The organism is Nostoc sp. FACHB-892 (assembly GCF_014698795.1).
Classification (GTDB): Bacteria; Cyanobacteriota; Cyanobacteriia; order Cyanobacteriales; family Nostocaceae; genus Nostoc.
On record NZ_JACJTR010000007.1, the window covers coordinates 67,753 to 90,112 of the forward strand.

At 40.7% G+C, this 22,360-nt stretch carries 23 protein-coding genes and 1 pseudogene; 14 read left to right on the plus strand and 10 right to left on the minus strand.

Annotation, left to right across the window (positions count from 1 at the left end; all coding sequences use genetic code 11):
* The first annotated feature begins 77 nt into the window (after positions 1-77).
* The 3 genes from H6G96_RS11790 to H6G96_RS11800 all read left to right on the plus strand — a co-directional run bounded on the left by H6G96_RS11790 (position 78) and on the right by H6G96_RS11800 (position 2,075).
* Positions 78-569 (plus strand): Dps family protein, encoded by a 492-nt coding sequence (locus tag H6G96_RS11790; RefSeq protein ID WP_190911627.1) that lies wholly within the window; start codon positions 78-80, stop codon positions 567-569.
* 81 nt (positions 570-650) lie between these two features.
* Positions 651-1,316: a nucleotide exchange factor GrpE gene (grpE, locus tag H6G96_RS11795; protein WP_242063256.1), complete on the plus strand. Its 666-nt coding sequence runs from the start codon at positions 651-653 to the stop codon at positions 1,314-1,316.
* Positions 1,317-1,748: 432 nt separating this feature from the next.
* Positions 1,749-2,075, plus strand: coding sequence for an STAS domain-containing protein (locus H6G96_RS11800; protein WP_190911628.1), 327 nt, complete (start codon positions 1,749-1,751; stop codon positions 2,073-2,075).
* Here the strand turns inward: H6G96_RS11800 and H6G96_RS11805 are convergent, their stop codons facing one another.
* From H6G96_RS11805 to H6G96_RS11820, 4 genes are all read right to left on the minus strand, one after another.
* On the minus strand, positions 2,076-3,212 hold the full coding sequence (locus H6G96_RS11805; RefSeq protein WP_190911629.1) for a SpoIIE family protein phosphatase: 1,137 nt from the start codon (positions 3,210-3,212) through the stop codon (positions 2,076-2,078). It lies immediately after the preceding gene.
* A 152-nt stretch (positions 3,213-3,364) separates the two neighbouring features.
* Positions 3,365-4,132, minus strand: a complete 768-nt coding sequence (locus tag H6G96_RS11810) for a DUF1350 family protein (RefSeq protein ID WP_190911630.1) — start codon at positions 4,130-4,132, stop codon at positions 3,365-3,367.
* Entirely contained in the window at positions 4,099-4,251 is a 153-nt protein-coding gene (locus H6G96_RS11815; RefSeq protein WP_190911631.1) for a hypothetical protein, read from the minus strand. Before H6G96_RS11815 ends, H6G96_RS11810 begins: the two co-directional genes overlap by 34 nt.
* Positions 4,252-4,334: 83 nt before the next feature.
* Positions 4,335-5,054 (minus strand): hypothetical protein, encoded by a 720-nt coding sequence (locus tag H6G96_RS11820; protein ID WP_190911632.1) that lies wholly within the window; start codon positions 5,052-5,054, stop codon positions 4,335-4,337.
* Positions 5,055-5,735: 681 nt separating this feature from the next.
* Between H6G96_RS11820 and H6G96_RS11825 the strand changes: the two genes are divergently transcribed.
* Positions 5,736-6,299 (plus strand): pentapeptide repeat-containing protein, encoded by a 564-nt coding sequence (locus tag H6G96_RS11825; protein WP_190911803.1) that lies wholly within the window; start codon positions 5,736-5,738, stop codon positions 6,297-6,299.
* Positions 6,300-6,533: 234 nt separating this feature from the next.
* Positions 6,534-7,727, plus strand: a complete 1,194-nt coding sequence (locus tag H6G96_RS11830; RefSeq protein WP_190911633.1) for a M20 family metallopeptidase — start codon at positions 6,534-6,536, stop codon at positions 7,725-7,727.
* An 85-nt stretch (positions 7,728-7,812) separates the two neighbouring features.
* On the opposite strand, the gene H6G96_RS11835 is transcribed toward H6G96_RS11830, so the two are convergent.
* The 3 genes from H6G96_RS11835 to H6G96_RS11845 all read right to left on the minus strand — a co-directional run bounded on the left by H6G96_RS11835 (position 7,813) and on the right by H6G96_RS11845 (position 12,052).
* A complete protein-coding gene (locus H6G96_RS11835; RefSeq protein WP_190911634.1) occupies positions 7,813-8,865 on the minus strand; it encodes a hemerythrin domain-containing protein in 1,053 nt (350 codons plus the stop codon).
* A 280-nt stretch (positions 8,866-9,145) separates the two neighbouring features.
* A complete protein-coding gene (locus H6G96_RS11840; protein WP_190911635.1) occupies positions 9,146-10,612 on the minus strand; it encodes an ABC transporter substrate-binding protein in 1,467 nt (488 codons plus the stop codon).
* A gap of 72 nt (positions 10,613-10,684) precedes the next feature.
* On the minus strand, positions 10,685-12,052 hold the full coding sequence (locus tag H6G96_RS11845; RefSeq protein WP_190911636.1) for a serine/threonine-protein kinase: 1,368 nt from the start codon (positions 12,050-12,052) through the stop codon (positions 10,685-10,687).
* Between the two features lie 163 nt (positions 12,053-12,215).
* On the opposite strand from H6G96_RS11845, the gene H6G96_RS11850 reads away from it, so the two are divergent.
* From H6G96_RS11850 to H6G96_RS11865, 4 genes are all read left to right on the plus strand, one after another.
* Complete coding sequence (locus tag H6G96_RS11850) at positions 12,216-12,359, plus strand: hypothetical protein (protein ID WP_190911637.1); 144 nt, start codon at positions 12,216-12,218, stop codon at positions 12,357-12,359.
* A 258-nt stretch (positions 12,360-12,617) separates the two neighbouring features.
* A complete protein-coding gene (typA, locus tag H6G96_RS11855; protein WP_190911638.1) occupies positions 12,618-14,408 on the plus strand; it encodes a translational GTPase TypA in 1,791 nt (596 codons plus the stop codon).
* A 273-nt stretch (positions 14,409-14,681) separates the two neighbouring features.
* Complete coding sequence (locus H6G96_RS11860; protein WP_190911639.1) at positions 14,682-15,059, plus strand: hypothetical protein; 378 nt, start codon at positions 14,682-14,684, stop codon at positions 15,057-15,059.
* 10 nt (positions 15,060-15,069) lie between these two features.
* Complete coding sequence (locus tag H6G96_RS11865; RefSeq protein WP_190911640.1) at positions 15,070-17,991, plus strand: tetratricopeptide repeat protein; 2,922 nt, start codon at positions 15,070-15,072, stop codon at positions 17,989-17,991.
* A gap of 286 nt (positions 17,992-18,277) precedes the next feature.
* On the opposite strand, the gene H6G96_RS11870 is transcribed toward H6G96_RS11865, so the two are convergent.
* Together H6G96_RS11870 and H6G96_RS11875 are read right to left on the minus strand one after the other, a co-directional pair.
* Positions 18,278-18,553, minus strand: coding sequence for a DUF5615 family PIN-like protein (locus H6G96_RS11870; RefSeq protein ID WP_242063257.1), 276 nt, complete (start codon positions 18,551-18,553; stop codon positions 18,278-18,280).
* Between the two features lie 78 nt (positions 18,554-18,631).
* The gene (locus H6G96_RS11875; RefSeq protein ID WP_347242218.1) at positions 18,632-18,958 is read right to left on the minus strand and encodes a DUF433 domain-containing protein; all 327 of its coding nucleotides are present in this window, start codon (positions 18,956-18,958) and stop codon (positions 18,632-18,634) included.
* A gap of 151 nt (positions 18,959-19,109) precedes the next feature.
* On the opposite strand from H6G96_RS11875, the gene H6G96_RS11880 reads away from it, so the two are divergent.
* The 5 genes and pseudogenes from H6G96_RS11880 to H6G96_RS11900 all read left to right on the plus strand — a co-directional run bounded on the left by H6G96_RS11880 (position 19,110) and on the right by H6G96_RS11900 (position 20,637).
* A complete protein-coding gene (locus H6G96_RS11880; RefSeq protein ID WP_190911641.1) occupies positions 19,110-19,352 on the plus strand; it encodes a YgiT-type zinc finger protein in 243 nt (80 codons plus the stop codon).
* A gap of 78 nt (positions 19,353-19,430) precedes the next feature.
* Positions 19,431-19,547 (plus strand): annotated as a pseudogene (locus H6G96_RS41285) (hypothetical protein); the annotation flags it as partial.
* An 84-nt stretch (positions 19,548-19,631) separates the two neighbouring features.
* A complete protein-coding gene (locus H6G96_RS11890) occupies positions 19,632-19,916 on the plus strand; it encodes a hypothetical protein (RefSeq protein WP_190911642.1) in 285 nt (94 codons plus the stop codon).
* On the plus strand, positions 19,885-20,031 hold the full coding sequence (locus tag H6G96_RS11895) for a hypothetical protein (protein ID WP_190911643.1): 147 nt from the start codon (positions 19,885-19,887) through the stop codon (positions 20,029-20,031). The genes H6G96_RS11890 and H6G96_RS11895 overlap by 32 nt, the downstream gene beginning before the upstream one ends.
* An 18-nt stretch (positions 20,032-20,049) precedes the next feature.
* Positions 20,050-20,637 carry a Uma2 family endonuclease gene (locus H6G96_RS11900; protein WP_190911644.1) on the plus strand — a complete coding sequence of 196 codons (588 nt, stop codon included), beginning with the start codon at positions 20,050-20,052 and terminating at the stop codon, positions 20,635-20,637.
* A 147-nt stretch (positions 20,638-20,784) separates the two neighbouring features.
* Here the strand turns inward: H6G96_RS11900 and H6G96_RS11905 are convergent, their stop codons facing one another.
* Positions 20,785-22,143, minus strand: a complete 1,359-nt coding sequence (locus tag H6G96_RS11905; protein WP_190911645.1) for a pentapeptide repeat-containing protein — start codon at positions 22,141-22,143, stop codon at positions 20,785-20,787.
* Positions 22,144-22,360 lie beyond the last annotated feature (217 nt).

The following is a 22,360-nucleotide window of genomic DNA, read 5'->3' on the forward strand; positions in this document are numbered from 1 at the left end:
TGCCCGATGCCCAATGCCCAATGCCCAATTCCCAATTCCTAATCCCCAATTACATATAACCTAATTAGGAGAAAATTATGTCATCGAAAGTAACAGTCAATAATGTAAATATAGGCATTGACGAGGTGAGTAGGGCTAAAATTGCCGAGGGTTTATCTCGGCTGTTGGCTGACACTTATACACTTTATCTGAAGACTCATAACTTCCATTGGAATGTAACGGGGCCGATGTTCCAAACATTGCATTTGATGTTTGAAACCCAGTATACAGAATTAGCTTTAGCAGTTGATTTAATAGCCGAGAGAATTAGAGCGCTTGGGTATCCCGCACCGGGAACCTACAGCGAATATGCCAAACTGAGTTCGATTCCAGAAACTCCCGGGGTTCCTAAAGCTGTGGAAATGATCGGTTTACTAGTGGAAGGACAAGAAGCCGTAGTCCGAACTGCACGGTCTATTTTTCCTGTGGTAGAGGAAGTTAACGACGAACCTACTGCCGATTTATTAACTCAACGGATGCAAGTACACGAAAAGACAGCTTGGATGTTGAGAAGTTTACTGGAAGAATAGAGATGGGGCATAGGGAATAACGAATAGTGAATAAACTTAATCACCAATTCCCAATGCCCAATTCCCAATTCCCAATTTCCAATGCCCAATTCCCAATGCCCAATGCCCAATTCCCAAAAGTTGCAAGATTTAATGCAACAGGCGGGTATTTCTAGTTTTAAAGCACTGAGTCGCGCTGCTGACGTATCAGAGCGTCAACTTTTGCGGTTACGCCAAGGCAAGCTAGAGCAGATGCGCCTAGATGTACTGCTCAAGCTGTCGCCAGTGCTACAAATTTCATTGAATGAATTAATCGCAACTTTTTCAACTGTAGAGTTTTTAAAAGAGAAAGCGCCGCCCACTGAGGAATTATTAGAAGAAATTACAGATTTAAGAAAAGAGTACCAGCGATCGCAGCAACAAATAGAACAGCAGCGAGAGATAGTACTACAAGAACTCCAGCAGTCGAGTTTGCAATTGCTGGAGTCTTTATTATTGCAATGGCCAACAGCAGCACAGAAAGCGCAGGAGAATCCTCAGCTAGCAGCAGTCAAAATAGTACCATTGGTGCAAAAACCCCTAGAAAAGCTTTTACAAGCGTGGGGAGTGGAAGCGATCGCACCCGTGGGAGCAGAATTACCTTATGATCCCCAACTACACCAATTAATGGAGGGAACTTCACAACCTGGAGCAATAGTGAAGGTACGCTACACTGGCTACCTTCAAGGTGAGAAGCTGCTTTATCGAGCGAAAGTCAGTCCTGTTTAAGGGAGCTAGAAGGCAATTTTTTGCTTTCCTCTAACGCCCCTAAAACTCACTTTTTTGCAATTGCTTGATATTAAAACTTTTCATCCGCCAATGATGATTATTTTAATAATGCTTATTGGACGAATTTCAGTTTTGCAAATAATATGAAAAGCTGGAACTTTTGCTTGTATAAGACTCATATTTCATCTTTTAAAATTTAGGTTATTTTTACTTTGCTATTTACTAGTAATTATGTAATTTTTAGTTAAATAATAGAATAAGCACTAACACAAAAATATTTATAGTTTATTTTTATTTTCTTTGATATTAATTATCAATAACTATTTAGTAATAAACTATGATTTTTCCTTGTAAGCATTTTTAAATTTTATAGTATGGGTATATAATAGCAAAATCAGAGCATTTTTTACAAAAATTCAGTGCAACATAATTATGAAAGAACAAGTAAAAGTTATTAAGCTCAGTGGTAATTTAAATGCCACAACTTCACAAAACCTCCGACAAAATATTACTGAAACTTTAGAAGATGGTACAAAAATTGTGTTAGTTGATTTTCAAGATGTCACATTTATGGATAGTTCAGGTTTGGGAGCTTTAGTATTAGCTTTCAAAACTTTGCGGGCCGCGGATAGTCAGCTTTTTCTCTGCTCAATTAATGAACAAGTCAGAATATTGTTTGAACTAACTAATATGGATAAAGTATTTGAAATATTTCCTAGCCAAGAGGAATTTAATCAGGTATTAGTCTCAAAGACTTAATTAATCAAAGTTCATTTGCAAGATAGATAAATCATCATCAAAAGCATCTTTGGAGTTCAGAGCGATTAAATAACTCAGTATGTGATCAAGTTGGCAATCAACAGGATGTTGTAAGCTAACAAGTAGCTGAATAAAAGCATCCAAACTCCAAAGTGTGCCATCTGATTTAGTGATTTCATAAGCACCATCACTAAAAATATAAAGGGTACTAAATTCTTCAATATTGCAAAATCCATCAACATATTTTGCTTCTGGAAACATCCCAACTGGCATACCGGGAGTTTTCAAGAGTTTAACTTCAGATTTTCTTGGAGATATACCAGTTACTAAAATTGCTGGTGGATGACCTGCACTAGCATAAACTAACTGGCGGTTGGTTAAGTTGTAAACTCCGTACCAAATTGTAAAGTATTTGTCATTTTGATAATTCATCTGAAAGGTATCATTCAAAGCCTTCAAAACATCGCTAGGTTGATAATAATTTAGGCCTTTGAGCGCACGGGAACGCAGCAGGTTCAGCACTGAAATAGAGGGAAGAGTAGCTTTGAGTCCATGTCCTGCAGTATCAAGTAAGTAAATTGCTAAATAATTATCATCGAGCCAATAGTAATCAAAACAGTCACCGCCGAGTTGCCGTGAGGGAATGAATCGGAAATTTATATTGAAGGGTTCAGTCATGGGAAAAGGCAGTAGCGATCGCACATATTCTGCGGCTTCTGACATTTCTGATTCTAAAAGTAACTTTTGAGCCTGCAAATCTCTACTCAATTGATGCAGACGTAATCCAGCTCTTACTCGTGCTTGTAATTCGTTATGCTCGATAGGTTTAGAGATAAAATCATCAGCACCAGCATCTAGACCTTTGACGCAATCGGCAACGGAATCTAAAGATGTTAATAAAATAAAAAATGTGGTAAAAAATTTAGGATCTGTCTTAATGTGGTGGCAAACTTCCAGACCATTCAACCCTGGCATAATCCAATCACAAATAATTAGTGCTGGACGGTAAGCCAGTGCCTTTTCTATGCCTTCCTCACCGCTACTAGCAGTAACTACCTCATAACCCTGTTTTTCCAACATCCTTTTCAAGAGTGTTTTTATTGAATAATCATCATCAATTATTAATATTTGAAACATAGAAAGTTGTAGTAAACAGTAATTAATAAATTTCTGTAAAAATAAATAAAAAAAATGATATGGGCTAATGAGTTAGTAGTATTAATAAATAAATACTACTAACTCATTTTTATTTTTCGTCGACTTCAGGATTTTTTAAGAGTCATAAAACATTATGGGGGTGCAACAGGGTTCACCCACAAGAGGATGGTATTTTTTAGCTGGTTCAAGTCGCGGTATGCTTCTTGTTTGAACCATTGGCCTAAAGCATCAAAGGGGGTGAAAGATGTTCCAGGTTGCCATTTAATGTCTTGACCTAAAGGTGTTGTGTGAGTTCCTGGTAACGTTTGTGTTGTCACCATCTCATTAAAGCGTTCTTGTAAGATTTTGGTTAAAGCTGCGGATTGGTCAATGGTGTCATTGCTAAATTTTATTAATAAATTGCGCCTGATGTTATAACGCTCTTGGACAAGCTGGTTGGTTTCCAATGGTGAGGGGGTAAACTCGATTTTCAAAGTAGAATTAAATTGTTCTACTAAGGGGATAGCTTCTTTAGCGGCGTAGTTGTTGAAGGATATTAAAATGTTGCCTGCGCGTTCTACTTTAAAGAGGCTACCAATCAGCAAGTGAAGTTTACAACCCATACTGTGCCCAATGCCGTAGATGGGGTAGTAAAGCTTGCGTAATGCCCCAGAATCGTGTAGGCGTTCGAGGGTGCGATCAAAGTTTAGTAGCACAGATTTTGCGATCGCAGTATGATCCAAGGTGTTGACAAAAGGCGTAGCAATTACAACATAACCTTTACTTGCCAGTTGCTCAAGTAACCAGCGATAAGTGATGTGCGGTGCAGTGGCGACAAATGCACCTCCTAAAAAATGGATGATACCTATGGGATTTCGGGGAATGATTACCCAGTTGCCTCTGACTTCTTTCCAGTCCATGCCGATAAGCGATCGCTTTCTTGTATATTCTTTATGTTAGACCGGGGATCGCAACCGTGGGAAGGATTATAGAAAAAGCCATTGAGAATGTCTGACGAATAAAGCGGAAGCCAATCCATTCAGCAACGTCTATGAGCTTACTAGGGAGCATCTACGCGTTCTCCAACTCACGTCTTTTACAGACATTGCATAAGTATCAGTTTTAACGCTGAGTCTGTAATCTTTTCATTTCGTGTTGCACATCTAATGCAATCTGCAATGCTTCATTGAGTAATCTTCCATGCTCAGTAGCCTGTTCATTTACTTGCATGGCTGTTAAAGTTGCTAAATTGTTGACAAATAGCTCTGTATTACTAAGGATAAAGCTCTTATTCTCTCTCAGAATTCTTTCTGTCTTCAAAGCGCGAACTAAATCCGATTTAGTGAGTTTTAGCGCTTCGATCACACTCGCTCTTTCCTTTATAAGCACTTCTGGATTGCCAGCTTCTTCTATTTGATCATTAATATCTATAGCTCTAATAACAGTATTATATCTTTCAACATCGCTTAACAGGATTTGCAGAGAATTTGTCATATTAAGTTTGACAATTTTGTTTTTGCTTTTCCATACTAAATATAAGATAATCTGTGTAAAACCGCTAACCCATAGCCCTAAGATAATTAATAATAGCCAGGATGGGATTATTATCCATGTTAAAAACACTTTTATAAGTATATCAAATAAAAGATAACCAAAAACAAATGTAGCAAATCCAATAAAAATTACAGTTGCGCCTTCAGAACTTTTAAGTTTTTGGATGTATAGCTTTGCTAATTTTTTTAGAGGATTTGTAATGATTAAAAGTTGATTATTGACAGGTAAACTAGTCAGATTTTGTAGTTCATCCTGACTAATCTCCAAGCCTTGTAAATCATCCCTCACAGCTTTTCAATCCTTGCCAGAATAGTTATTTAATCTAATATAGCAATCAAATTTCTGAAATGCTGGCATCTTGTTTAACTTTTTCAGGTAAATTAATAATTTTTGTACAAATAACCCAGTCAAATTAACAATTAAAAATTCAAAATTAAACCTTTATTCAGCCTTATTTACTATCCGTCAGCTCATTTTTAAATGACAAAAGTAATGAATGTTCTGAGATAGAAGAATAGGGCAATGGCAGTGATTCTGGAGTAGCTTCAACAAATGGGTACGCTGCCATGAGCCGTATCTGATAGTCTAATCTACTCTTATAGCCTTGCATTAGCTGCCATCTGTGGTCAACAGCAACGCATCAATCTTGAAACCGCACCCTTTACCTTTAAACTTGGTGAGCGATCTGGAGATGACCTTGAGCAAATACAAGATCCCCCTAGTCGTGTTTTTCATCGAGCTAGGGGGATCACATATGTGGTAGTCTATAATAGATTCGGTATAGTTCCTTACGACTCGATTCTATAGCCTAGATTTAAGTTTGGGTAGTCTTACCATTAGAATTTATAGTATTTTTACAGCTTCTTAATCAATGCTTCATCCCTGTTCTTCCTTAGGGAGGCGGTATATGTAAGTATGGCAGTACGCAATATGCGTCACTTACCATTTTTGTGGATATCTGTAAAAAATATGAAACTCAAGATTGTCGCTACCGTGGCACTGTTAGCTTGTTTCGGGTTTGCAGAGCAAGCCCTTGGATTAAATCAGTTAGATTTGGATCAGTTGAAGGCAACAAATGCCTGTCCCCGGTGTAATTTGAGTGGTGCTGACCTAACTCAACTGAATTTAACTGGAGTAAATTTGCGAGGGGCTGACTTGAGTGGTGCTACATTATCTCAAGCTAATCTCACGAATGCCGATCTTACTGGTGCAAATTTAGAAGGTGCAGTTCTCAATTCGGTTAATCTCAGTGGTGCTTCCTTAACAGGTGCAAATTTGAAATCAGCATCTCTGGAAAATGCCGATCTGTCTTATGCCGGTTTCATCAGTGCCAATTTAGAAGCAGCAAACTTAAAAGATGCGAAATTGCTGTTTACTAATTTTCGGGGGGCTAACTTCCGGCTAACAACTCAGGCTAATGGTGTCGTTACCTCCGACAAGCCTTATGGCTGGTCATTAGAGCGTCAAAATCCCAGAGAATGTAACGAGTTTCAACCCGAAAATACTCCAGGCACAATCTGCTATACAAAATAACCAGTTTTGAATTGGGGTATAGGGCATGGGGCATTGAAAAGAGGCAAAGGGGCGGGGTGCAGGGGGCAGAGGGGAAAATTCATCTCCCTTGCTCCCTGCTCCCTGCTCCCTTACTTCTTCCCTTGCCTCCCTGCTTTCTCTACCTCTTCGTTGACCTATCCTTATTGGCAAAGAGCATTTTGTTTGTTAACAGTTCTTTATCATGGGAAAAAAGCCTAGGGATTAATTGAATCGATGCTTACCCGGATTAAAGACTTAGCAACAAAACTAGCACCCCGCTTAATTGAAATTCGCCGCCACATCCACTCTCACCCAGAACTAAGCGGTCAGGAGTACCAAACAGCAGCTTTCGTGGCTGGTGTTTTATCTTCCAGTGGTTTGCACGTACAAGAGGGAGTTGGCAAAACGGGCGTGATTGGGGAATTACAAGGCACGAGCCAAAACGACCGTTTATTGGCAATTCGTACAGATATGGATGCCTTGCCAATTCAAGAAGGTACTAATTTGGAATATGCCTCTCGTACACAGGGCATTATGCACGCTTGTGGTCATGATGTCCATACCACCGTAGGGTTAGGAACAGCGATGGTTCTGTCCCAAGTGGCAGAGGAGTTGGGTGGGAAGGTGCGGTTTTTATTTCAGCCAGCCGAGGAAATTGCTCAAGGCGCAAGCTGGATGATGAAAGATGGGGCGATGGAAAACGTCTCGGCTGTGTTAGGGGTTCATGTTTTCCCTTCTATCCCCGCAGGATCTATTGGCGTGCGTTACGGGGCTTTGACTGCTGCTGCTGATGATTTAGAGATTCTAATTATGGGAGAATCTGGGCACGGGGCGCGTCCCCATGAAGCGATTGATGCGATTTGGATTGCTTCCCAAGTGATTACTGCAATGCAACAAGCCATCAGCCGGACGCAGAATCCTTTGCGTCCTGTAGTATTGAGCATAGGGAAAATTAACGGTGGCAGAGCGCCGAATGTGATTGCTGATAAAGTGCAATTATTGGGAACCGTGCGATCGCTCCATCCCGAAACCCGTGCCTATCTCCCGAACTGGATTGAAAATATTGTATCTAATGTCTGCCATACTTACGGTGCAAAGTATCAAGTTAATTATCGCCAGGGCGTACCCAGTGTTCAAAATGATTACGTTTTGACGCAATTATTGCAATCAGCCGCAGAAGAAGCTTGGAGTAGCGATCGCGTTCAAGTTTTACCCGAACCCTCCCTTGGTGCTGAAGATTTTTCTATGTATTTGGAACACGTTCCTGGTTCTATGTTTCGCTTGGGTGTAGGCTACAAAGAAAGAATCATTAACTACCCATTACACCATCCCCAATTTGAAGTCGATGAATCTGCCATTATCACCGGGGTTGTAACTATGGCTTATGCCGCTTATAAATACTGTCAGCAATGTCAGCAAAATTTTTAAACAAACAAAAACTCCCAGCATTGATGTGCTGGGAGTTTTTGCTTAACTAACCTTTGTTAGCCGATATAGAAAGCTCGAAAGCATCTTAGGCATTGGATTCACTAACAACACCCAATTTCTCTTGAATTCGGGTCTTAGCGGCTTTGAATTCAGTAGCTAGTTGCTCACTTTGGTCGCTGCTCAAGTTGTTACGAATAGCAGCAAACATTGTGCTTTCTTCTTGACGAATATGGTCACCAACAGCTTCCATAAGCTGTCTAATTTGATCTTTGAATTCGGGTGAAGAAGGATTGACAGCCTTAATTCGGTCTAACACCTGCTTCATTTCAGCTTGTTCGTTAAACAATTCTTGGGTATTATCTTGACCGTAGAAAGGACGTACTCTTGGATAGACTACTTCTTCTTCTGCTTCAGCGTGAGCGCTTAGATCCTTGTAAATTTGACCAAAGTACTCTTGGATTTTCTGTGGATTGTCGCTTTGCAGGAGTTCGGTAAATAGAGTATTTACCTTGTTGTGATCGAGGCGGATGACATCTTGGATATTCAGATCGCTTTTGTCACTGGTTTGGGTAACAGCACTACCTACCACACCACTGACTGCGGCCATAGCGTCTTGAACACGCGCCCAAATTCCTTGATCTGCATCTTGTCCAGTGAGTTCACGGACACCCAGAATTTCCAAAACACCTTTGAGTTGTTCTTGATGAGCGCGATTCTCAAAGTTAATGGTATTCAAAGGCCCGATCGCTAACAAAACGTCAGCACCAACTTTTTGAGCAGCCTTGTGAACTATCAAGCCACTCATTACTATTTGATGTTTCAGCAACTCATGTTGAGATACTTTTTCATACAGGCTTAACTCAGAACCCTTGAACAATTCACGAGCTTTCTCAATGAATTCGGTAACATTTTTTTTAGGTTCAGCCTGAATGCCATACTGACCAATTACAGTTTCCAGAACGCCAAGATTTTTTTCGTCATCATTAAGGAAGTTGCGGATACGATCAGCAATCTCAGCATCGAGTCCTTGGCTCAAAAGCAATTGCTCATTTTCGATAGCCAACTGTTGGAGTGCTTTAATACTTGCCAATTTTATAGCAATAGCATTGCGTTTCGTATCATCTAAAGTAGCTACCATCCGTTGTTCTCCTCGGCAAAGTGTTCATAATTATTACTTGATATAAGGTTGACATAGACATTTGGGGTATTTCATCTTTCTTTTGAGCGATTGCGTTCACAACTCAGGGTAGAAAAACATCTAGTTTGGCTTTGTGAAAATATAAAGATGAATGAAAGCGATGGCTTCGATTTATTCATAGTTAGTAATCAGGGCAACCTATTCAGCATTACATTCAACTTGAATAGATTACCCTTCTGCAAGAAAGTATGTCTCTTGGATGACAATCAATCTCAAAAAATTAATTCTTATTCAAGAGGGTAAAATGGTAGTCAGTGTTAGAACAACCCTCACAACGCTCAATTTTGACTAGTAAAGCTTCTCCTTGGCGCTCACCTGAAGGCGAAAACTTAATCGTTCCTGTAACTCCAGAAGTTGAAAAATTAGGATTAGACAGTACTTTTTGCAATCCTTCGCGGGTGTCGTCTTGTTTCAAGCCAGCGATAATTACTTGCATTGCATCATAAGCTCCTGCTGTTCTCTGATTTACGTCACCTTTCCAAAGCTTGGAGGCATCTTTTGCAAATGTTTTTGCAAATGGATTATCTTTATTAGCATCACGATGCCAATATACAGGTAGTACCATTCCTTCTAGATCCTTGCCATTTTCTAAAGTTTTTGGATTGTACATAATTTCAGAAGCAAAGAGTGGTTTTCTATTTCCAACCTCTTGTGCGACTTTGGTGGCAAAAGGTATATTGTCGATTGAAGGTATTAGTAAAAAACCACTAGCATTTTCTGTTTCTATGGCTTTCTTCACAAAAGCTCTATAGTCAAAATTTGTGCCTGACAAATTGCATGGTGTACTAATAACTTTCGTTCCATAGTATTGAATAGCTTGAGTGTACTGTTTTACAAGACTCTGATTCAATGAGAAGGCTGAATTACTTCTTGAGCTAGGGACATCGCCACAAATAGCAATATTCCTTAATCGTTGAGCAATGTATCTAGCATGAATATCTACTAAATTGCTATATGGTGGATTTACATGAAATAAATAATTATTTTTAGAAGTATTAAGCTGACCAATTACTGTTTGCTCGGATTTTTCTCTATTTTCAGCTTGACTTGGAAGCTCAACAGGAAAGACTAACACCAACCCTTTTTCATTATAAATTTTTGGATTAGGTCTAACACCCACTACGGCTACAAGATTCTTCTCTTGAACTAATGTCTCATCTAATAGTCTCGAATCTTCTGGATTATCAACACTTGCAATCAAAATTTGTAATTTCTTACCGTTAATTCCGCCTTGATTATTAACTTCATTTTGAGCTTGAGCTACACCACGCAAAATTTCTTTTGCTAAATTAATATCAAAGTTAATTGGTGCTATGATAGCAACTTTTAGACTTTCTGAATTATCTTGGGCAATTTTGGCATTATTTAAATAAATTAAAGTTTCCGGATCATTGGGATTATTTTTCAAAGACGCGGTAAATTTTTCCACCGCAGTGGTGAAATCGTTTTCACTAAAAGCTTTCACTCCATCTATTTTTTCAGGATATGCTTGTAATGTCACTAAAATCCTTGTGCCCAAATTCATGAATGAAGGCTTATTTGGTAGTGAATATAAAGTTGATGTAGGGTTAGGTGATGGTATGATAGTAGAAGAAAGTTTGTTAATTAACCACAAAATAGCTGCTACCATTATTCCAGCTAGCCCCAGAGAAATAAGCAGTCTCAAGTTTTCTTTTTTATTTGTCATCAATAATTCTCCAAACTATATATAACTTATCAAAAATCAAAATTTCATTATAAATTTACCGGAACTAAAAAGCTAAAAATATTTAGAAGTAAGTTTGTTTATTATTTCCCATAGACCTATAAGAATAACTGTCAATAGACCGGCAAGAGTAACTAGTAATACCACAAGTAACAGTCCTTTTATACCAGATTGTAAAAGGTTATTAATTAACAAATTTTTAAAAGTCAAGATAATTAGTAAATTTGCTATTATGGCAATTACAATTAAATAACTTTTTTCTATAATTGAACGAGATTGAATAAAGACTAACCCCCCTAAAATTAGCAACCATAATCCAGAGCTAATCCAAGTAGTTCCGAGAAAGCTGATAAGTGCGATCGCTAAAAAAGAACTACCTGAGCTAGTAATTATTGCTCCAGAGAATAATTTACTATTAAATAATTGCGGTAAATATCGAGTTGTTGTTTGTTGAAGTGGTTGTGCTTCTAATAATTGAGAAGGCGAAATGAATGTAGCAGGTAATGTCTGCTTTAATTTTGGGAGATTATTTAAGTCTTGTAATACAGCCTGTGCAGACTGATAACGCTGCTGATGATTTTCTTGGAGTAACTTATCCAGAATCAATTCTAATTCTTGACTTATGGGTTGTATCAAATGCTGTCGCCAACTAGAAGTCCAACTATATCCTTGTTTAAGCCAAAAATTTGAAGGAGAAATATTTGTTAGCAAATGAAAGCAAGTTATCCCTAAACTGTACAGATCACTGGAAGGAAAAACTTTACCAAATTGCATTTGCTCAATTGGTGCATAACCTAATGAACCAATAATCGTCCCAAGTGCAGTGTTTGAACTTTCCGCCTTTTGCTTAGAAACCCCAAAATCAATTAGTACTAATTTATGATCGCTCTGACGACGAATAATATTTTCTGGCTTAATATCTCTATGAATTATTTGCTGTTGATGTATGGCTACCAGCACAGATAATAAATCATTTAAAAAAGATCGAATTTTACTTTCATCAAAAACTCCGTGCTGTTTTAACTCCTGCAACAAATTTTGACCTTCAATAAACTGCTGCACCAAATACAGATATTCACCTTCTTTAAAATATGCATACAAATTGGGAATTTGCAGATGTTCCCCTAGTTCTTGTAAACGTTTGGCCTCTCGCTCAAACAATTCAGTTGCTTTTTGATGTGCCTTAGTACCGTGACTGAGATAAAATTCACTCAAAACCAGTTGCTTAACAACACATCGTTCATTTAGCTTATCTATATCCTCTGCCACATATGTGCGTGCAAACCCTCCTCTCCCTAATGGTGCGGTTATGCGGTAACGATTTCTCAGTAGCGATACTAACTGTGTCCCGCAACTGAGGCAGTAATTTGTCTCGTCAGGATTTTGGGGATTTTCGCAATTGGGATTTAGGCAGCAGACCATATAATTATCGCTGTCATTTTTATTAATTTTTAAAATATACCTTAAATCTCAGTAGAGAATTTGCGCTGTAAAGTCTCGACATGAATTATTATGGGTCGTTAACTGTTGACGGTTAACGGTTATCAGCCACAGTCATCAGCCTTAATGTAAATGTTCTAGTTAAATGCGTAACAGCTTAATCAGCCGAGAAATAAAACTACTTTTAGGGAAAAATAAGGGATTGCGATCGCAATTGCAAAATCAGGTTATTTTATATATCAGGAAGGGTGCGATCGCCTTTATCACCAAAGTAAAGTATCTCAACTAATTAGGTGCAATTCTCAAATGCGATAACGTGCTTCACTCCACACCTGTTTGTAACAAAAGCTTTTTTTATCCTATCAACGCGGTAATTACCACACATCTCCATTGCCGGGTTTACAAAACTCCCCGGAATTGTGACGATTACGCTAGAATTGTTAAAGGTTCTTTACAGAATTTGCTGATCATACCCAATTCTGTTAAAACAGCCTAGCATTCAAATGTAAATCTTATAAACACCCTCTAGAGTTCACCAAAAGTTTCTATGACGCTCCCAATTCGCAACGTCGCCATTATCGCCCACGTTGACCACGGCAAAACCACGCTGGTTGACGCACTCCTCAAACAATCCGGCATTTTCCGCGAAGGCGAAGACGTTCCGGATTGCGTTATGGACTCCAACGCCCTAGAACGGGAACGGGGTATTACTATCCTGTCCAAAAATACGGCGGTTCGCTACAAAGAAACACTAATCAATATTGTTGATACTCCTGGACACGCTGACTTTGGTGGCGAAGTTGAACGCGTACTCGGCATGGTTGATGGATGTCTTTTGATTGTCGATGCCAATGAAGGCCCCATGCCCCAAACACGCTTTGTTCTTAAAAAAGCTTTAGAAAAAGGGCTGCGCCCCATCGTTGTAATCAATAAAATCGACCGTGGACAAACTGACCCCCACGTTGCTGTTGATAAAGTTTTGGATCTGTTCTTAGAATTAGGGGCAGATGAAGACCAGTGTGATTTTACCTATCTGTTTGCCTCTGGTATGGGAGGTTTCGCCAAAGAAAGCTTGGAAGCAGAATCGGTAGATATGCAACCCCTGTTTAATGCGATTCTGCAACACGTTCCACCACCAGTAGGCGACAGCAATAAGCCTCTGCAATTGCAAGTTACAACCCTAGATTATTCTGAATATCTGGGACGGATTGTGATTGGCAGAATTCACAACGGTACTATCCGCTCAGGACAACAAGCAGCTTTAGTTACAGAAAATGGTACTATTGTCAAGGGCAAAATTACCAAGTTGATGGGCTTTGATGGACTGAAGCGCGTAGAGATGGAAGAAGCAACCGCAGGTTATATTGTGGCGGTGGCTGGTTTCGCTGATGCTTATATTGGGGAAACGATTACTGACCCCAATGAACCGCAAGCTTTACCACTAATTAAAGTGGATGAACCAACCTTGCAAATGGCCTTCTGGGTAAATGATTCGCCCTTTGCAGGTCAAGAAGGCAAGTTGGTGACATCAAGACAAGTGCGCGATCGCCTATTCCGTGAACTCGAAACCAACGTTGCTTTGCGTGTCGAAGAAACCGATTCTCCCGATAAATTCCTCGTTTCCGGTCGTGGAGAACTCCACCTGGGTATCTTAATTGAAACCATGCGTCGGGAAGGCTTCGAATTTCAGGTATCTCAGCCACAGGTAATTTACCGCGAAATGAACGGTCAACCTTGCGAACCTTACGAACTCTTGGTGTTAGACATTCCTGCTGATGCTGTGGGTAGCTGTATTGAACGCCTGGGACAACGCAAAGGCGAAATGCAAGATATGCAACCAGGTAGTGGCGATCGCACCCAGTTAGAGTTTGTCATTCCCGCCCGTGGATTGATTGGTTTCCGGGGTGAGTTTATGCGGATGACTCGTGGCGAAGGCATCATGAACCACAGCTTCTTAGATTACCGTCCAATCAGTGGTGATATTGAAGCCCGTAACAAAGGCGTTTTAATCTCCTTTGAAGAGGGTGTTTCTACCTTCTACGCTATGAGAAACGCCGAAGATAGAGGAGCATTCTTTATTACTCCCGGCACAAAGGTTTACAGAGGCATGATTGTGGGAGAACACAATCGTTCCCAAGATTTGGAATTGAATATCTGTAAGACCAAGCAGTTGACCAACCACCGCGCGGCTGGTGGCGATGAATTGGTGCAACTGCAAGCACCGATAGACATGAGCCTAGAGCGTGCTTTGGAATACATTGGCCCCGATGAATTGGTGGAAGTTACACCCCAATCAATTCGTCTGCGGAAGATGTCGAAGAAGTTGGCGAAACGGTAAGTAAAGCAATAACTTAATTGATTTAGAAAGCCCACTAATGTGGGCTTTTTGTTTTGTTGCTTACATCTGTTGTATGTCTTTTTTAAGTTGCTCAACTCCTCGAAACTCTCTAGTGTTGTTTGCCGTATTTATATCCAAAAAGACAAATTTGTTTTCTATGAAGATTTATACAAATGTTCGTTATGTTCATTACAGAATAAGGTTTTTACTGGTATAAAGAAATATAATTGTCAGTCTTTATAAAAAAACTAACTAAGCTTTTATTAGTACAGCATGACCGCAAATAGCATTAAATTTACGATCGCCTTCAACGACCCTGACTTGGACGCGGAAGAAAGGGACGAACAGGTTCAACGGCTAATGACTGAACTCAAGCAAATTGACGAGGTAGATGCAGTTGTTGGTCGTGTTCTTGACCCCAAGCCACCAGAGGGCAACAAAGCATTAGGCGGGTTTCTGGTGGGTTTGTTAATGGCTGAGGTGAATGCAGCTAATGCAAAAAAGTTGATGGGATTTTTGGGCGATCGCCTCGGTGGTAAACCGATTGAACTGTCGGTAGAAGCCAACGGCAAGAAGCTAACAGTAAAAGCCCACAGTCGAGAAGAACTGGAAGCCGCCATCAAAGCAGCCCAAGATTTTATTGCAGCATAGAGAGGAAAACATGGCAAAGGTAGCGTTACTGATTGGGGTCAGTGAGTATGAGCCAGGGCTAAATCCATTACCTGCGGCTGTAAAAGATATTGAGGCCTTGCAACGGGTCTTGAAAGATTCGGAGATGGGGGGATTTGATGAGGTAAAAGCACTTCCTAATCCTGACCGACAGGCAATGGAATCTGAGATTGAAACCTTGTTTTCCGGTCGTGATAAAGAGGATTTGGTGTTGCTATTTTTCTCTGGGCATGGCATTAAGGATGATGGTGGCAAGCTATATTTTGCGACTCGGATCACACGCAAGAATCTCAAAGGCGAGTTGATTCGGTCAACTGCTGTACCTGCCAACTTTGTTCAAGAAATTATGAACAATAGCCGTGCTAGACGGCAGACAATTATTTTAGACTGTTGCTTTAGCGGAGCGTTCGATCCGGCATTACAAGCTAAAGATGATGGCTCAGTTGATTTGCAGACCCAACTGGGGGCTGAGGGGCGGGTGGTACTTACTTCTTCCAGTTCAACCCAGTATTCCTTTGAGCAGCAGGGATCGGACTTATCGATTTACACCCGATATCTAGTCGAGGGGATTGAAACCGGAGCAGGTGATCGCAATGAAGATGGGTTTGTTTCGGTGCTGGAATTGCATGAGTATGCTGTCAGCAAGGTGCAGGAAACTGCTCCCAACATGACCCCGAAGATCATCGTTCTTAAAGACAAGGGGTTTGAAATTGTTCTCTCTAAGGCACGAGTTACTGACCCTAAGCTGAGATATCGGAAAGCCGCTTCACGTTATGCAAATGCAGGCAAAATTCGTCCAGCAGGTCGGGCTCTTCTAAATACACTGAGGCAGCAGTTAGGCTTGACCTTTGAAGAAGCTGCTGAAATTGAAACTGAGGTATTACGCCCTTATCAGGAGCGATTAGCGAATTTACAAACCTATCAAGAAACTTTAATTGCAGAAGCAGAACATGAATATCCTTTAAGTGAGGAAGCTTATAAAGAAGTAAATATGCTGCAAGAGCTTCTGGGGTTAAGAGACGCTGATATTTTGCCAATTAAGCAAGAAGTTGAAGCGCAGTTTGCCCAGAAATCAGAGTTATACCAACAGAATTTAGCTCAATACAAGCAGGTATTCACAGAAACAATTCAACGAGAATTTCCTTTAAACCAGCAAGCTCGTCAAGACTTAGAGAACTTACAGAAGTCTCTAAGACTAAGAGATGAAGATATTACAGGTATTGAACAACCTCTTCTTCAGCAAGCAGAAATCAGATATCAAGCAAAGCTGAGACAAGAAGCAGAGCAACAACGGCAAAAACAGGAAAAAGTAGAATATGATGATAAACTTCGACGCTATGAGCAGGAATTTTCTAGGGCAATCCAGGCAGGATATCCTCTGAATCAGCACGTTTTAGAGGGACTGACAACTTTTCAACAGCAGTTGGGACTTAAAAATGAAGATGTTGCACGCATTGAGCGACTGATTGGTGAACCAGCAGAGTCAAAATATCGAGAAAAGCTCAGACAACAAGAGGAAGCCGAACAGCAGCGACAGGTAGAACTGGAGCGAAAGCGCCAAAAGGCAGATTATGAAAACAAACTGCGACGCTATGAGCAAGAGTTTGCAAAGGCAATCCAGGCAGGATATCCTCTGAATCAACACGTTCTAGAGGGACTGAAAACTTTTCAACAGCAGTTGGGACTTAAGGATGAAGATGTTGTACGCATTGAACGCACAATTCGTGAACCAGCCGAAGCAAAGCTACTAGAGAAACGGAAGCAACAAGAGAACGACATAATTGAAGCTGACTTCACTATTAATCCTGATGATGCAATTACTCACTACGGCTTAGGGGTTGCTCTCTATGATCAAGGAAAGTTAGATGAGGCGATCGCAGCTTACCGTAAAGCTATTCAAATTGACTCTAACTATGTAGATGCTCACGTCAACTTGGGGGTTGCTCTACAGGCTCAAGGAAAATTGGATGAGGCGATCGCAGCTTACCGTAAAGCTATTCAAATTGACCCTAACTATGTAAATGCTCACGTCAACTTGGGGGTTGCTCTACAGGCTCAAGGAAAATTGGATGAGGCGATCGCAGCATTCCGTAAAGCTATTCAAATTGACCCTAACTATGTAGATGCTCACTACAACTTAGGAAATACTCTAAGAGTTCAAGGAAAGTTGGATGAGGCGATCGCAGCTTACCGTAAAGCTATTCAAATTGACCCTAACTATGTAAATGCTCACTTCAACCTGGGAATTACTCTAAAGGCTCAAGGAAAGTTAGATGAGGCGATCGCAGCGTACCGTAAAGCTATTCAAATTGATCCTAACTATGTAGATGCTCATAACAATCTGGGGGATGCTCTCGATGATCAAGGAAAGTTGGATGAGGCGATCGTGATCGCAGCGTACCGTCAAGCTATTCAAATTAATTCTAACTATGTAGATGCTCATAACAATCTGGGGGATGCTCTCGATGATCAAGGAAAGTTGGATGAGGCGATCGCCGCTTTCCGTAAAGCTATTCAAATTGACCCTAACTTTGCACTTACTCACTACGGCTTAGGGGTTGCTCTCTATGATCAAGGAAAATTGGATGAGGCGATCGCCGCTTTCCGTAAAGCTATTCAAATTGACCCTAACTATGTAGATGCTCACGTCACCTTGGGGGTTGCTCTAAAGGCTCAAGGAAAATTGGATGAGGCGATCGCCGCTTACCGTAAAGCTATTCAAATTCACCCTCACTATGTAAATGCTCACGTCAACTTGGGGGTTGCTCTACAGGCTCAAGGAAAATTGGATGAGGCGATCGTAGCTTACCGTAAAGCTATTCAAATTGACCCTAACTTTGCACTTGCTCATAACAATTTGGAGGCTGCTTTGAAGGCTCAAGGACAGAAGAAAAAGTTCTTAGGGCTTTTCTGATATATAAGTTTGAAAACAGTATTCACAAGAGTCATCAATAATTAAATCACGATTACCTATTAGACAAAGTTTACCAACGCGCTAAACACTTTGTTCGGTTAGACAACCGCGATGTTGTCAGCATTATGTTAAAAATGAAGATGACTGAAAAAGGCAATTATCGTGACTATTCCTGAAACTGCGTCACCGAATAGCCCGTCGTAGATATCGCCAATTAGCAGCATAGATTTACAGTGCGACGCCGAATAGCCCGTCGTAGACATCGCCTCTCGGTACTGCTTTCATTTCACACAAATTCGACACGTCCCACCATCTCTTCAGGTGTCATCACCTCATACATCAAAACCAAAGTTTCAATGATTTCACCAATTGAACGAGTTCCTTTCTTGCAGTAGGTAATACCAGGATGATCGAGCCTAGAACTTGCAATAATCAAAAAATCTGCATCTTGGGTGAATAGTACTCGCTGTGTTTCCTGAATAAATGCTAACTGGACTTCATCGCTTTGAGTACGTAATTCCACATCATTGGTTGTTGTGACATCAATTCCATAACGGCGCAAGCCAAGCGCGATGTCTACGACAAGCCGCTTCGCGTCTACGCAGGATCGATATTTTCATCTAGATGAAAGCGAATTCGCTTACTCATTCCTCAACTGTCTGAGTTTCTCTTGAAGATGCGACGGATGATTTTGCTTTAGTACCTCAACTAACTCATCCTCTTCTGCTGTGCGGCGATCAATTTCGTCTCGGCGATCAAAGTAATAAGCCATTGCTGCATAAACAGATGCCAGTGACAGGTCATATTTACCAGCAATCTCTACCAAAGAATATCCTAGCTTTAAATGCATCATTGCCACATCTTCTACAGCAATGCGAGTACCGACAATGCGGGGCTTTCCACTCCGCACATCAGAAGAGATTTCAATATGCTCCTGACTGACTAACTGCATTAATGAATCTTCCACCTCCATTTTATAATTTCATAATACACAGCAGTCCTGGCTCTTACAAAATTAGATAAACATTCGCCTGTTGCGATTGTTGGACGTTTCGCCAGCAACGGACGTTATCTGATTATCACTGTTTATGAAATTACTGAAGCTCAAGGCTAGCCTTATGTATGGATATACATGCGAATATTGCGAAGGAACTATTCAACCTCGAATTGTAAAGCGCGAGGCATTTAAACATAAAGATGGATTCGTCATCCTCGAAGATGTGACGATTGGTGTTTGTGATACCTGTGGCAATCGGTACTATTCTGCCGATATTCTTCATGCGGTTCATGCTGTTGCAACTGAAGCGAAACCCCCTGAAAGAACCGAACAAATTCCAGTCACTCATCTAGAATCAGCATAATCAACGCCGCGTAACGTTAGATCCTCAAGTTGTTGATAAAGACAGATCCCTAGCCAGCAGGGATTATTGCAGAAAGCGATGTCTACGACGGGCTATTCGGCGTCGCCCTTGCCATTTTTAGTGGTTGTTGATGCAAGTCGCAATGATGAACAAAGAGATGCTGTTATTGGCTTAGACAAACGGTGGAATCTTTTGTATGTCGTCTACATTGAACGTGAAAACGAAATAATTCGGATCATTTCAGCACGCACAACGCAACACGCAAGGAGCGAGAATATTATGAAGGCTGAAGCACTGAAAAAGCGACTCGATAAAAATCGTCCAATGACTACAATCACAATTCGCATTCCCGAAGATGTCATTGAAGATTTGAAAAGAATAGCACCATTACTAGGATTTTCTGGCTATCAGCCGTTAATGCTTGCCTATATTGGGCAAGGGCTAAGAGTTGATCTGGAACGGCTGGAAGGTGATACTATCTCAGCACTGATTGCTAGCTTGAAGCGTCACGGTGTTAGCGATGAGGTTATCCATGAAGCCCTCACTGAAGTTACTCAAAAATAGTGCAATTGCGATCGCCCTTGCCGTACATTTAGTCAAATCCTTGAGTCAAAATAAGGAAGACTGGAAAAGGATTATTCTCATGACTATTCGTGAAACTGCGATCCCAAAACCATAGCAGAGATATAACCAAATTATGAGAAATATTGGATTGACACAAGGAAAAATTACAGTTTTAGAAAGCACGAATCTAGAAGAGTTCTTAAAACTTCCATACATTGAGGAGTCACCGACTTGCGAATATATTAACGGAGAGGTAATTCAGAAACCTATGGGAGGAGCTAAACACAGTTTATTGCAAAAACGTTTAATTGCAGTAATTGATGCGTTGGGCAGTAACTATGAAGCTTTTCCTAAATTGCGCTGTACCTGCGGTAATCGCTCAGTAGTTCCTGATGTGGTTGTGATCTCTACTAATCAACTACCACTGGACGAAAACGGCGAAATTATTAGCAGTGGTATTGATTTTGCACCCGCTTGGGTTATCGAAATACTTTCCCCTACTCAAAGTCAAACCAAAGTAACTGGCAATATTTTACACTGTTTGAGAAATGGTAGTCAGCTAGGATGGTTGATTGATCCAAGTGAACGCTGTATTTTAGTTTATCAGCCTAATTCTTTACCAGATTTGTTAGCAGGACAAGATATATTACCAGTGTTAGAAGATTTGAATTTGACGCTGTCTGTTGATGAAATTTTTGCTTGGTTACAACGGAAAGTTTAACAGCATTGATGGAACTGATCAAGGATTATTCCGGTTCTGCCAAAAAGCATTTTCAGGGCATTGAATTTTTGACTCGCGTAATTACCTATCCCTCTATAAAGCGGGCAATTACACAAATTAATTAAAGGTAATCCAAAATTGGTATAACTATTTTCCCAACTTATTAGGAATGCCTTCACAACCACCAGGGATAGTACCTCTGGTTTTTTCACCACCCCAAGCGCAACAGTAGTTACGTGCAGACTCAGACATACGCTGTACATTCGTGAAATCGGCATTTTCCACTACAGCGCCAGTGTGTTCGCCTGTTTGGTAATTTGGTGGTTGAGTGCGACTGCGGGGTGATGCTTTATCCACTACACCATAGAATAGGCGAATCCCGTTGATGTCGGCACGACTGAGATTAGCACTATATAAAATTGTGCGGGAAAGGTTGGCTTTTACTAAATCACAACCGCTCAGATTAGCGCGGACAAGATTAGCTTCGCTGAGGTCAGTCCAACGCAAATCAGTATCAGAAAGGTCTGCTGCGGCTAATGTTACGCCTAAATCTATGACACGTACACCTTCCAGGCGGTCTTCTGCATATCCGCCACTCCCGTCGAGAATGGCTCGACCTAATAGGCGATCGCGTTTTAGAGGTGACAGCAACTTGGAACGTGAGAGAAAACGGAGAATTTTAGCTTTACCACTGCCATCTACACTACTTAAAATTGCCGCGGTGCGTCCTTCAGCGATCGCTCTCTCTTGGGGCCAATCTTCTAATAATCCTTCTTGATCTAATACTAAGTCTGAAACGCCTTGGAAATAGGAATCAATTGTCTGCTGCTGGGTGATGATATTTTGCTGAACTGTCAGCAGATTTTGCTGAATTGTTAAGTCTTTGGAAATAACATATTGTCGCCACGCTACGTAAACGGCGATGATGGCGATCAGAATTTGCCCCAAAGCGCCAAACCATTCTGCTAGGGTTCCAGCAATGTCCCAGTTAATCTGGCGTCCCCAAAGCATTAAGCGATCGCCCACACCTGTAAACTTGATCAAGCCGATGATGGCTACTATTAGTCCCAAAATGGCAACAAACAGGGTGCGTTCTTGGGGTGAAAACCACTCGTATAACGCTTTTTGCAACCAAGGCAATAATATGGCTAGGGATAATAGCAAAGTCATCAGTGTTCCGACAATGCCGATAATCCAGTTATTGAGGATAACTCCAATGAAGGTGATGGCGATCGCTATTAGAGTAATTAGCAATGCCCTCGGCTTAACTATAAATTGAAATTGCTTGCTAGTGGGTTGCTGAAAGTCAGAACGGGCTTGTTTGAGAGCAGTTGTATGTTGCGGAGATTGCAAAGACCCAATCGCCGCTAGGGCTTGTTGTGTTGCTAGTGCTTGTGAGCTTAGGTTCTTCTCAGTTACACCATCGTCAAAGTCATCCGGTTGCAAATCGTTTTCGGTGACTAGTTCTGGGGTTGGTAGATTAGAGGAATCGGATTCAATCGTCATGTTTTCTATTTTGCCCCAGTAGATTCAGTTCAACATCTGTTTTATCAGAAATTGCACGAAACCAAAAACGAAAGAACTGTATTTGATGCAGTTGAGAAAGGCTAAATTTAACAGCTTTTACTTGCGTAAAGTACAGACAATTTGTAGAAGCAGCAACTTCCAAATAGAAAAAGTTCTAACATATAGCGGTTCTCACTTGGGTGCAGTACATTTTTGA